11 protein-coding genes are annotated in these 13,360 nt (G+C 62.6%); 9 read left to right on the top strand and 2 right to left on the bottom strand.

The features are described 5' to 3' along the window. Window positions 1-125 precede the first annotated feature (125 nt). A complete protein-coding gene (gene icd, locus ACNA1V_RS13605) occupies window positions 126-1,385 on the bottom strand; it encodes an NADP-dependent isocitrate dehydrogenase (protein WP_415834139.1) in 1,260 nt (419 codons plus the stop codon). Between the two features lie 323 nt (window positions 1,386-1,708). On the opposite strand from icd, the gene ACNA1V_RS13600 reads away from it, so the two are divergent. The 7 genes from ACNA1V_RS13600 to ACNA1V_RS13570 all read left to right on the top strand — a co-directional run bounded on the left by ACNA1V_RS13600 (window position 1,709) and on the right by ACNA1V_RS13570 (window position 10,078). Next, a complete protein-coding gene (locus tag ACNA1V_RS13600; protein ID WP_415834138.1) occupies window positions 1,709-2,794 on the top strand; it encodes a DUF4272 domain-containing protein in 1,086 nt (361 codons plus the stop codon). A gap of 333 nt (window positions 2,795-3,127) precedes the next feature. Continuing rightward, window positions 3,128-3,364 (top strand): 50S ribosomal protein L28, encoded by a 237-nt coding sequence (rpmB, locus tag ACNA1V_RS13595; RefSeq protein ID WP_415834137.1) that lies wholly within the window; start codon window positions 3,128-3,130, stop codon window positions 3,362-3,364. Window positions 3,365-3,396: 32 nt separating this feature from the next. Continuing rightward, a complete protein-coding gene (gene rpmG, locus ACNA1V_RS13590; protein ID WP_068366564.1) occupies window positions 3,397-3,564 on the top strand; it encodes a 50S ribosomal protein L33 in 168 nt (55 codons plus the stop codon). Between the two features lie 213 nt (window positions 3,565-3,777). Continuing rightward, complete coding sequence (locus ACNA1V_RS13585) at window positions 3,778-4,989, top strand: ABC transporter substrate-binding protein (protein ID WP_415834136.1); 1,212 nt, start codon at window positions 3,778-3,780, stop codon at window positions 4,987-4,989. Next, window positions 4,986-6,896, top strand: coding sequence for an ABC transporter permease (locus ACNA1V_RS13580; RefSeq protein ID WP_415834135.1), 1,911 nt, complete (start codon window positions 4,986-4,988; stop codon window positions 6,894-6,896). The genes ACNA1V_RS13585 and ACNA1V_RS13580 overlap by 4 nt, the downstream gene beginning before the upstream one ends. Then, window positions 6,889-7,701, top strand: a complete 813-nt coding sequence (locus tag ACNA1V_RS13575; RefSeq protein WP_415834134.1) for an ABC transporter ATP-binding protein — start codon at window positions 6,889-6,891, stop codon at window positions 7,699-7,701. The genes ACNA1V_RS13580 and ACNA1V_RS13575 overlap by 8 nt, the downstream gene beginning before the upstream one ends. A gap of 205 nt (window positions 7,702-7,906) precedes the next feature. Then, a complete protein-coding gene (locus ACNA1V_RS13570) occupies window positions 7,907-10,078 on the top strand; it encodes a malate synthase G (protein WP_415834133.1) in 2,172 nt (723 codons plus the stop codon). Window positions 10,079-10,275: 197 nt separating this feature from the next. On the opposite strand, the gene ACNA1V_RS13565 is transcribed toward ACNA1V_RS13570, so the two are convergent. Next, window positions 10,276-10,665 carry a YbbN family protein gene (locus ACNA1V_RS13565; protein ID WP_415834171.1) on the bottom strand — a complete coding sequence of 130 codons (390 nt, stop codon included), beginning with the start codon at window positions 10,663-10,665 and terminating at the stop codon, window positions 10,276-10,278. A gap of 197 nt (window positions 10,666-10,862) precedes the next feature. Between ACNA1V_RS13565 and ACNA1V_RS13560 the strand changes: the two genes are divergently transcribed. Then, window positions 10,863-12,311 carry a DNA recombination protein RmuC gene (locus tag ACNA1V_RS13560; protein ID WP_415834132.1) on the top strand — a complete coding sequence of 483 codons (1,449 nt, stop codon included), beginning with the start codon at window positions 10,863-10,865 and terminating at the stop codon, window positions 12,309-12,311. 9 nt (window positions 12,312-12,320) lie between these two features. Next, the gene (locus ACNA1V_RS13555) at window positions 12,321-13,136 is read left to right on the top strand and encodes a helix-turn-helix transcriptional regulator (protein ID WP_415834131.1); all 816 of its coding nucleotides are present in this window, start codon (window positions 12,321-12,323) and stop codon (window positions 13,134-13,136) included. Window positions 13,137-13,360: the final 224 nt, after the last annotated feature.

Raw genomic sequence — 13,360 nt, 5'->3', positions numbered from 1 at the left:
GCTCCAGACTTCAAAAAAAAACGGTCGCGCCGGATTTCTCCTGCACGACCGCTCTACGCCCAGGCTGAATGCCCGGAAGTCCAGCAAGCGCCATGCCCTGACGGGCCGACGCCTGCGCACATTGTTTACATGTTGTCGATCATGACCTTGCCGAAGCCCGAGCACGATACCTGGGCAGCCCCTTCGAGCTGACGCGCGAAATCGTAGGTCACATGCTTGGAAAGAATGGCCTTTTCCATGCTGGAGACGATCAACGCGGCAGCTTCCACCCAGCCCAGGTGGCGCAGCATCATCGCCGCCGCCAGGATTTCCGAACCGGGATTCACATAATCCTTGCCCGCGTAGCGCGGCGCCGTGCCGTGCGTGACCTCGAACAAGGCGGTGGTATCGGACAGGTTGGCGCTGGGAGCAATCCCGACAGCGCCGACCTGTGCGGTCAACGCATCGGAAATGTAGTCGCCGTTCAGGTTTAGCGTGGCGATGACATCGTATTCCGCCGGGCGGCGCAGGCTGCGCTGCAGGAAGGCATCCGCCACCACATCCTTGACGATGATCTCGCGGCCCGTCTTGGGATTGCGGAACTTGCACCACGGCCCGCCATCAATAGGCTTGGCATCGAATTCGCGGCGCAACAGTTCATAGCCCCAATCACGGAAACTGCCCTCCGTGAACTTCATGATATTGCCTTTGTGCACCAGCGTGATCGAGCTGCGATCGTGGTCTATGGCATATTGCGCCGCCTTGCGTACCAGGCGCTCGGTGCCTTCGCGCGAGACCACCTTCACCGCCAGCGACGCCGTCTCCGGGAAACGGATCTTGCTGCCCGCGCCCAAACGGTTACGCAGGAATTCGATCAGTTCCTTGGCTTGCTCGGACTCGGCCTGGAATTCAATCCCGGCATAAATGTCCTCGGAATTCTCGCGGAAGATGACCACATCCGTCTTTTCCGGCTCGCGCACCGGTGCCGGCACGCCCTTGAAATAGGCCACGGGACGCAGGCAGACGTAGAGATCGAGCCGCTGGCGCATCGCCACGTTCAACGACCGGATACCGCCACCCACAGGCGCCGCCAGCGGCCCCTTGATCGACACGACATACTCGCGCAACGCCTCCAGGGTTTCATCCGGCAACAGCATGTCCGGCCCATAGACCCGTGTTGCCTTGGCCCCCGCATACACTTCCATCCAGTGTATGGCGCGCTTGCCGCCATAGGCTTTCTCGACGGCAGCGGCCACGACCGACTGCATGACAGGGGTAATATCCACGCCCACGCCATCGCCCTCGATGAAGGGAATGATGACCTGATCGGGAACATTCAGCGAGCCATCGCGATTGACTGTAATTTTCTGGCCCTGCTCTGGAACCTTGATGTGCTGGAAAGACATAGGCGCTCGTATGCTTGGTTCGATGCTTGTGCGACACTGCCGGCCATCCGGACGACCCCCAAGGCCGTACCTTCCCTCCTGTGCGCCGCAAGCGGCGTGGCCAGGCAGAATGATCGCTGATTTTATCCTGCATCCGCCGATTGCGCCGTCAACCGCGGCGCCATGGCGACCCCGGTGCACAAAGGACACATTCCCTCACCATAAAGAAGACTGACTCTGCCATCGGACTGACCCATCTGACTGGCACAATTCAGGTCGTTCCAGGCTGCGATCACCTTGACCGGCCATCACTGCATGCCTGTCGCCCGGGCAAGGAAAAAAATATGAGCGCCACCCCGGCAGAACGCCTGCCCATCAACGCCTACGCAACCGTACAAAACCTGCCTGCCCTGGATTTTCCCCACGAGATGCTGGGTTGCCGTGGATTGGACGACCCGGAGCTGGCGCCGCACCTGCAAGGCTTCGTCGGCTATGTCATGAACCGGGGGGATGGCAACATGAGCGCGCGGCGCTACCATCTGTGGCGCCATATCCAGCGTGTCGGCCAGCAGGCCAGTTTCACCATCGACAGCAGCGACAGCCATGCGCTGGCCGGCATGCAGGAATGGGCCTACCGCGCCAATGCCATCCTGTTCCTGCCCGATGGCTCGGTGCGCGACCCGGCCCTGCGTATTCTGATGGCAGCCGATGGCGAAGCCGACGACGAAGCGCGGCTGCCCTATCCGCCTGACGCCCTGCAGCGGCGCGCCCGCACCCTCGCCCTGCTGGAACAGGCGCGCCCCGCGCCGCCTGCCGGCATGCCGCCCTCGTTGGGCGTGGACGAGGCCGCCCTGCCCGCCGCCGCGCAGGTCGTGCAGCGCGCCATGGCCTTGTTCTGCGTCGCGGCGCACGCCGAGGCCATGCTCAATGGCGACTTCGGCTTCGCAGCCATCATGCGCGCCCGCAACCCCGACGGCGTCGCGGCCCTCAGCCCCCTGGAAAGCGAATTCCTGGACGCGACCCCGGACAGTCCGGAAACCGCCTCGGCCCAGGCTGAAACCGCCAACAATCTGGTGTGGCGCTACGAAGCGCTGCGGATCCTGCTCTGGGCGCTCTCACTGGCCGAGATGGATCCGGCAGAGGCCACTTCGGCAGCACAACCGCAGGCCTTGTCGCACACCGTGCTGCGCCTGGCCGAGGATGCCGCGTTCCGCCAGGCCGCGTGCCTGCGGCCTACCGATGAAATTCTGGATGCGCTGGACATCGTCTGGCGCCAGCACTGGATCGTCCGTCAGGCCGGAAAGCAGAATATTGCGCCGGCAGGCATCAATGGCGACATCGTGATGGAACGCCACCATGCCCTGAACTGGCTGACCGGCTTCCAGAATGATGCGGGCACCCCTTGGGACGACATCGACACGCCCACCTGAACGCCCCGTAAGCCGCGCCGTGCTTGAACCATAGGCTTCAATGCGTGGCGAGAACAACACAACTTGTCAAGCACTAGCCCACCGTAGTAGAATAGCCGTCTTTACGAGACACGATTTGTGTCCCGAGCCGTATTTTTGAGCTGGCGCCTCATCCCTGACCCTTATGGGTCCTGCTGGCGCCCCCGCGAATGCGGTGCTGTAGCGCGATCACCGCGCCATGACAGCGCACAACGGGTTTTTATATTCAACAGACGCCTGCAGCCTGGCCACCATGGCGGGGCGACCAGCCTGAAACATGGTTGGCAGCGACATTTATTGACTAGAGGTGCAACCATGGCACGCGTATGCCAAGTGACCGGCAAGGGCCCAGCGGTGGGCAACAACGTTTCGCACGCGAACAACAAGACCAAACGCCGTTTCCTGCCCAACCTGCAATCGCGCCGGTTCTGGGTTGAAAGCGAGAACCGCTGGGTTCGTCTGCGCGTTTCCGCCAGCGCCCTGCGTACCATCGACAAGCACGGTATCGACGCCGTTCTGGCCGACATGCGTGCCCGCGGCCAAGCCGCCTAAGCAGCCAAGCTGCATTTCACTAGGAGCTCACCATGGCCAAAGGTATTCGCGAAAAGATCAAGCTGGAATCCACTGCCGGCACCGGTCACTTCTACACGACCAGCAAAAACAAGCGCAACATGCCCGAGAAGATGCTGATCAAGAAGTTCGATCCCGTCGCTCGCAAGCACGTGGACTACAAGGAAACCAAGCTGAAGTAAGCCTCTGCGCTACGCCAGCCTGAAAGGCCCTGTTTTTGCAGGGCCTTTTCCTTTTCTGCTGCCTGATTCTGCCGCCTGATTTTCCACGATATCAGGCGTACGGCGTCCAGTTTCCAGACCGAAAACAAGGGTTATCCCTTATCATTCAGTTTCCCGTCCAGACCCGCACGGGACTTATACTTACATTGATGATAACTCTTGGACGCTGCCATCATGTCCCGACTTCGCCGTCTTGCCCGGAGCCTGCTGCTCGGCTCATCCTTGGCCCTGACCGCCTTCCAGGCTTCAGCCGAAAAGCCGCTACGCATCGGTGAAGTCAATAGCTATAAAGCTATCCCGGCCTTTCTCGAGCCCTACAAACTGGGCTGGGAACTGGCACGAGAGGAAATCAATGCCCGTGGCGGCATCCTGGGTCGCCCGGTGGAAGTCGTCTGGCGTGACGACAATGCCAATCCGGGTGAATCCGTACGTGCCGCCCAGGAACTGCTGTCGCGTGAACGCGTAGAGGTACTGTTCGGCGGCTTTCTATCGCATACCGGACTGGCACTGACGGACTTCGCCCGACAGCGCAAGGTCTTTTTCCTGGCAGCAGAACCCCTGACCGACAAGATTACCTGGGGTAATGGCAACCGCTACACCTTCCGGCTGCGTCCTTCAACCTGGATGCATGTCGCGGCGCTGGCGCCCGAAGCCATCGCCCTGAAGAAAAAACGCTGGGCCATCGTCTATCCCGACTATGAATATGGGCAATCGGCTGTCGCCACATTCAAGGAGATGCTGCGCGCCGCCCAGCCGGATGTCGAGTTCGTGGCTGAAATCGCCACGCCGCTCAATAAGCTCGATGCCGGCCCCGTGGTGCAAGCCTTGGCCGACGCCAAGCCTGACGCCATTTTCAACGTCCTGTTCGCAGCCGACCTGACGCGCTTCGTGCGCGAGGGCAATACCCGAGGCTTGTTTGAAGGCCGCGATGTGGTCTCGGTTCTCTCTGGCGAACCCGAATACCTGGAAGCGCTGGGTGCGGAAACCCCCAAGGGCTGGATTGTGACCGGCTACCCCTGGTATGCCATCGACACCCCGCAGAACCAGGCTTTCGTCAAAGCCTACCAGGAACGCTTCAAGCAGAATCCCAAGGTCGGCTCCGTGGTCGGCTACGCCTCGCTGATGTCGCTGGCCGCTGGTATCGAGAAAGCCGGCAGCACCGATACGGAAGCACTGATCCAGGCCTTTCGCGGCCTTCAACTGGACAGCCCCTACGGCCCCATCGAATATCGCGACCTCGATCACCAATCGACGCTGGGCGTCTATGTAGGCACCACCGATCTCGAAAATGGCGAAGGCGTCATGCGCAATATCCGCTACCTGGATGGCGCCACGCTGCAGCCCAGCGATGAGACCGTCCGCCAACTGAGGACTGCACCGCGATGAGTTTCAGCGGGCTGCTGCTGCAGCTGCTCAACGGCCTGGCCGACGCCAGTGCGCTTTTCCTGGTGGCTGCCGGGCTATCGCTGGTCTTCGGCGTCACCCGCATCGTCAATTTCGCCCACGGCTCGTTCTATATGCTGGGCATGTACCTGGCCGTCAGCCTGACCCGGTATGCGACAAACTGGAGCAGCGGTACCGCCTGGGAAGGAGCTGCCTATTGGCTGGCGCTGCCCCTGGCGGCCCTGGCCATCGGGCTGCTGGGCGGGCTGCTGGAAATCGTGGTCCTGCGCCGTATCTATCGCGCGCCCGAGCTGTTTCAACTCCTGGCCACCTTCGCGTTCGTGCTGCTGCTCGGCGACCTGGCACTGGCCATTTGGGGGCCGGCGGACCAGTTCGCTGCGCGAGCGCCGGGGCTGGGCCATGCCATTGAATTGCTGGGCCGCCGCTTCCCCGCCTATGATCTTTTCCTGATCCTGGCCGGGCCGGCCGTGCTGGGCTTGCTCTGGTTGCTGCAGCAACGCACCCGCTGGGGCATGCTGCTGCGCGCCGCCGCGGAAAACCGCGACATGCTATCCGCCTTGGGCGTGAACCAGGCGCTGCTCTTTACCAGCGCCTTCGTGCTGGGTGCATTTCTCGCCGGCCTGGGTGGCGCGCTGGCTGCCCCCCGCACGCCCGCCACACTCAGCCTGGATATCGAAGTCATCGCCAGCGCCTTTGTCGTAGTGGTCGTCGGCGGCCTGGGTTCCATCCCTGGTGCATTCCTGGCGGCGCTGCTCATCTGCGAAATCAAGGCACTATGCATTTTCATCGGCGACATCACCGTTGCCGGCCAGGTTTTCAGCCTGTCGCGCCTGACCCTGGCAGCCGAGTTCATCGTCATGGCGCTGGTGCTGGTATGGCGCCCCTGGGGCTTGCTGGGCAAACCTCTGCCGCCGCCCGCCCCCGAACGCGGCGCCGCGGCATTGCGGCCTGCCGGCCCGCGCCTGCGGCTGGTTTATCTGGCATTGCTGGCCATCCTCGCGGCCTTGCCGCTGCTCGCCGACACCTGGCCCTATCTGACCATTCTGGGCACGGATATCCTGATCGCCGCCCTGTTTGCCGCCAGCCTGCATTTTCTCATCGGCCCATCCGGCATGCATTCTTTCGGCCACGCCGCCTGGTTCGGCCTGGGCGCCTATGGCGCGGCCTTCGCCGCCATTCACGCAGGCTTGCCCATGGAAGCCGCGCTATTGCTGGGGCCATTGCTGGCGGTACTGGCCGCCTTGCTGTTCGGCTGGTTCTGCGTACGTCTGTCTGGCGTCTATATGGCCATGCTGACCTTGGCTTGCGCACAAATCATTTGGGCGCTGGCCTACCAGTTCGATAGCCTGACGGGCGGCAGCAATGGCCTGATCGGCCTCTGGCCGCCCCCCTGGCTGGATACGCCCCAAGCCTATTACTACCTCAGCCTGGCCGCTTGCGCTCTATGTATTTTCCTGCTGCGCAAGCTGATTTTCTCGCCGCTGGGGCTGGGGCTGCGCGCCACCCGCGACCATAGCGCCCGCGCCCAGGCCCTGGGCATGGACACCCGCAATCTGCAATGGGCCGGCTTTATTGCCGCCGCTTTTTTTGCTGGCATGGCAGGCTCGCTCTACGCCTTTTCCAAAGGCAGCATCGCGCCTGATGTCCTGGCCGTCGGCCGCTCCGTCGATGGCCTGGTGATGGTCATGCTGGGCGGCCTGAACGCGCTGGCAGGGCCGCTGGCCGGCGCCAGCGCCTACACCTGGCTGCACGATACCGTTGCCCGTGTTACCGAATACTGGCATGCGGTGCTGGGCCTCATCATCCTGCTGCTGGTCGTCTTGTTGCCCGGCGGCCTGCTGGGCGCACGCAAGCAGGCCGCGCTTGCGCAGGGAGCTTCGCATGCCTGAACCACTGCCCCCTCCCGAGCTACTCCAAACCTCTGCCGTTCCGCTGTTGCAGGTGAATGGCTTGCGGCAGGTTTTCGGCGGCGTCACCGCGCTTGATGGGATTTCCTTCGATCTGCAAGCAGGTGAAATACTGGCCCTGATCGGCCCCAATGGCGCGGGTAAATCGACCTGCTTCAACATTCTCGGCGGCCAGGCCCGGCCCACTGCCGGCTCCGTCAGATTTGATGGCCAGGAGCTGACGCGACTCAGCCCACAGGCCATATGGCGCCTGGGGATAGGCCGCACATTTCAGACGGCAGCCACCTTTGCCACGCTGAGCGCACAGGAAAACGTCCAGGCTGCGCTGCTGTCACGCGACCACCGCCTGATGCGCCTCTGGCGGCGCGCAGACCGCTACCAGCCCGAAGAAGCGCTTGCCCTGCTGGCGCAAGTCGGGCTGGAAGATCAGGCCGGGCGCCCTGCAGGCGTTCTGACCTACGGCGACGTCAAACGTCTGGAACTGGCGCTAGCGCTGGCCCACGCCCCGCGTTTGCTGCTGATGGATGAACCGGCCGCCGGCATGAACAGCGCAGAGCGCCACGCCCTGATGGATCTGGTTCGTTCGCTGGTCGAACAGCGTCAGCTGGCGGTGCTTTTTACCGAGCACAGCCTGGATGTCGTGTTTCGCCATGCCAGCCGCGTTGCCGTACTGGCCCAGGGCCGCCTGATTGCACTGGACACCCCGAACGCCATTGCAGCAGACCCCCTGGTACGGCGCGCCTATCTGGGTAGCGATAGTTTCCGGCGCAGCGCCGCTGCAAGCTAAGTGCTGCAGTACGGCAAGCGCCATGCCACGCCATGCAACCGCACTTCACCATCTGAAATAATCACCCTGCAAGGCATTGATTTCATACATAAAAAAGACATTCACCATATACGTCGAAATACTTTTCAGGTAAAAAGCCTGAAAGACGTTCGCTGCAATGCAACATGCAGTGGCGATAAGAGTTTCAATCAAGGTGGAGTCAATAATGTCTGATCGCATTTCGCGTCACGGCCTGCGTATTGCGCGGGAACTCGACGAATTCCTTTCCAACGAAGCCTTGCCGGCTGCCGACGTTCAAGCGGATACGTTCTGGGCGGGCTTTGCTGCCATCGTCAACGATCTCACCCCACGCAACCAGCAATTGCTGCTTGAACGCGACCGTCTGCAGCAGCAGTTGGATCAATGGCATGCCCAGCATCCCGGCCCGGTCACCGACACGGCAGCCTACCGCGCGTTTCTGGAGAACATCGGCTATCTGCAGCCCCTGCCCGAGGCCGTGTCTGCCGGCTCGGATGACGTCGATGAAGAAATCGCCCGGCAAGCCGGCCCGCAGCTGGTGGTGCCCGCCAGCAATGCCCGTTACGCCCTGAACGCCGCCAATGCCCGCTGGGGCAGCCTGTATGACGCCCTGTACGGCACGGACGCCATTCCCCGCGAAGCCGGTGCACCCACCAAGGGATATGACCCGGTACGCGGCGCCCAGGTCATTGCCCGTGGCAGGACACTGCTTGACGAAGCCGCCCCCTTGCAGCAAGGCTCACATGCCGAGGCCACGCGCTATCGCATCATCAACGGCCAGTTGCAGATCAGCCTGGGCAGCACCGTCACCGCCCTGCGCGACCCCGGCCAATTGCGTGGCTACCAGGGTCCGGCCGAAGCCCCCCACTCCCTGTTGCTGCAGCACAATGGGCTGCACCTGGAAATCCAGTTCGATGGCGAGCATCCCATTGGCCGCACCGATCCGGCCCACATCAAGGACATCGTGCTGGAAGCGGCGCTCAGCACCATCATCGACTGCGAAGACTCCGTCGCCGCCGTCGATGCCGCCGACAAAACCCAGATCTACCGCAACTGGCTGGGGCTGATTCTGGGCACGCTGACCGAATCGGTCAGCAAGGACGGCAAAACCTTTACTCGCGCCTTGAACCCGGATCGCGAGTACACCACGCCCGAAGGCGGCAAACTGACGCTGCATGGTCGCTCGTTGCTGTTCATCCGCAACGTCGGCCACCTCATGCGCAACCCGGCCATCCTGGACGCACAAGGCGAGGAAATCTTCGAAGGGATTCTGGATGCCGTCGTCACGACGCTGGCCGCCCTGCCCGACCTGCACAGCGGGCGCAATTCCCGCCGCCGCTCCATCTATATCGTGAAGCCGAAAATGCACGGGCCGGCTGAAGTCCGCTTTGCCGATGAGCTTTTCACCCGCGTCGAAGGCCTGTTCGGCTTGCCGCGCAACACCGTCAAGCTTGGCATCATGGATGAAGAGCGCCGTACCAGCGTCAATCTGCTGGCCAGCATCGCTGCAGCGCCCGCCCGCGTGGCCTTCATCAATACCGGTTTCCTGGATCGCACCGGTGATGAAATCCACAGCATCATGAATGCCGGCCCGGTTCTGCGCAAAGGCGACATGAAACACTCGGCCTGGATCCAGGCCTACGAACGCAACAACGTGCTGGCCGGTCTGCATGCCGGCCTAGGCGGCCGGGCGCAGATCGGTAAAGGCATGTGGGCCATGCCTGACCTGATGGCAGCCATGCTAGAACAGAAAATCGCCCATCCCAAGGCTGGCGCCAATACCGCCTGGGTGCCCTCACCCACGGCGGCTGTGCTGCACGCCATTCACTATCACCAGGTCAATGTCCAGGCGGTACAGCGCGAACTGGCGCAAACCGCCTATCTGCAAGTCCGCGATGCATTGCTGGACGATCTGCTGCAGATCCCTGTCGTGGCCAAACCGGACTGGAGCGCCGAAGACATCCAACGGGAACTGGATAACAATGCCCAGGGGATACTGGGCTATGTCGTGCGCTGGGTGGACCAGGGCGTAGGCTGCTCCAAGGTACCGGACATCAACAACATCGGCCTGATGGAAGACCGCGCCACGCTGCGCATTTCAAGCCAGCATATCGCCAACTGGCTGCACCACGGGATTGTCAGTGCGGAACAGGTTGACGCCACGCTGCGCCGCATGGCGGCGGTGGTCGATCAGCAAAATGCAGGGGATCCGCTCTATCGCCCGATGGCAGGCCACTTCGATGCCTCACTGGCCTTCCAGGCCGCCCGCGCCCTGGTCTTTCAGGGCCGTGAACAGCCCAACGGCTACACCGAGCCGCTGCTGCACGCCTATCGGCTGAAGGTCAAGGCGCAAGGTTAAGTCGCGCCCGGGCGCAGCATGGCGGGTGGACTTGCCGGTGCCATCCACCCGCCATGCCGCCCCATCCTGATTCCCCTAAGCAGCGTGCCCTGCCGCCATCCCCTTAGGCCGTGATGACAGCTCGCCGGACGCACGCGACTGCGACCGGCGATACTTCCCTCAGCCCTGGAGTTCCCCGGCCCTTCGTTCCTCTGCCCTCAAGGCAGTTCGGCAGGGTAGCTGTCCAGCGCCAAACGGATCTGGCGGCCGATATCCACGGCGCTCAGATGTGCCTGGATCGCGCCATAGAACACCCCGTCACGCACCACGAACATGGCCGGCAGGTGAAACACCTCGTAGCGTTCCACCAGGCCGCCATTCTCTCCGGCATCCACCCAGGCCAGCCGGGCAACCGGCAGGCGCATGCCAGGCAATTGCCGCCGCGCCACCGCGCAATTGGCGCAGGTCTTGCTATGAAAGACCAGCAGCGTCGTGCCAGCGGCATCCAGCAAAAAACGATCCGCCGTACCGTCGTTCAACTCCGTTTCCGATAAGCCGGTGTCTTCGCGCGAGCCCTCATACCCCTCTTCCACTGCCCGGCCCGGCATGCTGTCACGCCATTCCATATCCCTATTCCTTCGAGGCGCCACTGTCGGCCGCCGCAGTCCCGTCATTTCTGCGCTGCACATCAACGGCGGGCCTTCATACCCGGCCCGCGCGCAGCACTTGCAGGCCACATCGTAGCCTGTCCCCAGGCGCCATGGGACAATGGCGGCTTCCGTTGTTTCGATCGCACGCGCCATCCATGCCTTCCTCTCTGACCACCCTGTCTTTCCTGTGGCCGCTCCTGGCCGGCCTGCTGATCGGCCTGATGGTAGCGACACTCCTGTTGCGCGCCCGCCAACGCCATGCCATCGACAGCGCCTGCCAGGCATTGCAGACGGAACTCAGTGCCGCCCAGGTACGCCAGGAAGCCCGCGAATCAGAAATCATCAGCCTGCATCAGCGCCTGGAAGACCAGACCGAACAAACCGAATATTGGCGCGCCACGCTGGATTCGCTGCGCGGCGAACATGCGACGCTGCAGGAACGCCTGGCGGGCAGGCAGGCGCAACTGGAAGCGGAACGGGAACGGCACGCAGAGAAAATCGCCTTGCTGCAAGACGCGCGCAATACGCTGGCCGATCAGTTCCGCAGCCTGGCCAATGACATCCTGGAAGACAAGAGCCGTCGCTTCACGCAGGCCAACCGCGACAACCTGGATCAGATCCTGCAACCCTTGCGCGAACGGCTACAGGAATTCCGGGGCAAAATCGAAGAAATCCATGGCCAGGACATCGCGCACCATGCCAGCCTGAAAGCCGAGCTGGCACAGCTCAAGGAATTGAACCGGCAAATGAGCGCCGAAGCCCATGGCCTGGCCGTCGCGCTCAAGGGCGAAGCCAAAAAGCAAGGCAACTGGGGGGAACTGGTCCTGGAAAATGTGCTGGAGCGCTCCGGCCTTCAGGACGGGCGCGACTACCGCCGCGAAGTCAGCTTTCAAACCGAAGAGGGCCGCCGCCGCCCTGACGCCATTATCTACCTGCCTCAAGGCAAGCACCTGATCGTCGATGCCAAGGCCTCGCTCAATGCCTACACCCGCTACGTCAACGCCGAAGACCCGGCCGAACGCGCCCTGGCGCTGAAGGAGCACGTGGCGGCAATCGGTAGCCGCATCAAGGAGCTCTCGGATCGTTCCTACTTCCAGCTGCCCGGGCTCAACACCCCGGAAATGGTCTTCATGTTCGTCCCCATCGAATCGGCCTTTGCGGAAGCCATGCGCGCCGACAGCGAATTATTCCAGCGCGCCATTGAAAGCAATGTGCTGGTGACCACCCCCACCACACTGCTATCGAGCCTGAATATCGTGCGCCAGCTTTGGCGTTTCGAAGCCCAGAACATGCACACCATGGAACTGGCCGAGCGCGCCTCCAGCGTCTATCGCAAGCTGGTCGGCTTCCTGGCCAGCATGGAAGAAGTCGGCAAGGCGCTGGACCGCGCCCGCGACGCACACAATACTGCCATCAACCGGCTGGTCACGGGACGCGGCAATCTGATCCAGCAAGCCAATGATTTCCAACGCCTGGGCGTCGCCGTGCAAGGCAATCTGCCCGCCCATCTGGTGCAACGCGCCGCGCTGGAGCTCGAGGAAACTGGGCCCCTATCGGACAACAGCACCGGCGCAGCCTCCCCACCAGACTCAACGCCAGACTGAATCCTCACCATGGCAGACCACACAGTCACCGTGCGCAGAATTGCGGAATTGGGCATCGACATCGTCGAAGCGCAATCCCGGCGGCGTTTTGCCAGGCATATCCATGACGAATTCGGGATAGGCCTGATCGTAACGGGTGCGCAGCGCTCGGCCAGTGGCAGGGGTGACGTCGAGGCCACGGCCGGCGACCTCATTTCAGTCAACCCTGGCGAAGTCCACGACGGCATGCCGATCGGCGACGCAGCACGCCGCTGGCACATGCTGTACTTTGCGCCGCAGCTCATCACTGACACCTTGGCCGATATGGCTGAGGGCAACAGTACACACCCCCATGAGTTCGCCCACCCAGCCTTGCGCAACCCACAGGCAGCGCCACTGTTCGCCAAGCTTTACCAAGCCGTGACACAGACCCACCCTGGCGGCACGCACCTGGCCGTCGAGGAAATGTTGCCACTCTTGCTGGCGCATCTGTTAGATCGGCCCGTGCCCGCACCAGTTGTTGGACAGACGACGGCGATACGCGCCAAAACCATGATAGATGACGCGCCTTCTGCACCAGTTTCCCTCGCAGACCTGGCACGGGAAGCCAATATGAGCCGCTTCCAGCTGGTTCGGGCCTTTTCCCGCCTGACCGGACTCACGCCTCATGCCTATCTGGTGCAACGGCGCATCCAGCAAGTACGGCAGTTCATTGCCCAGGGCATGCCGCTGGCGGATGCCGCGCTGGCTTGCGGCTTTGCCGACCAAAGCCACATGACCCGCTGCTTTGTCCGCTGCTTCGGATTTTCTCCCGGCCAGTACGCCCGCGAGGCCAGATCAGGCTGAATCCCCATTCTGCCCCCATCTGATTCCGGGTGCCGTCGCTCCATTGATGCCCCCCTGCGGCCAGCGCCCTGATCCGCATCGTTCTTCCCGGTCATCTTGATCATTGCGCGTCCATCCGTCTCTGGCCAAAAGCCGGGGCGCACCTGGATGCGTCGTGCGCTGCAATTTTTTTCAAGACGCACTGACTGGCTAGCCACAGACTGACCCCCTGTCAGCCACTTGGA

This window comes from Kerstersia similis (assembly GCF_965139615.1).
GTDB classification, from domain to species: Bacteria; Pseudomonadota; Gammaproteobacteria; order Burkholderiales; family Burkholderiaceae_B; genus Kerstersia; species Kerstersia similis.
The sequence above is the reverse complement of the archived record's forward strand: the minus strand, read 5'-3'. Positions and strand labels throughout refer to the sequence as shown.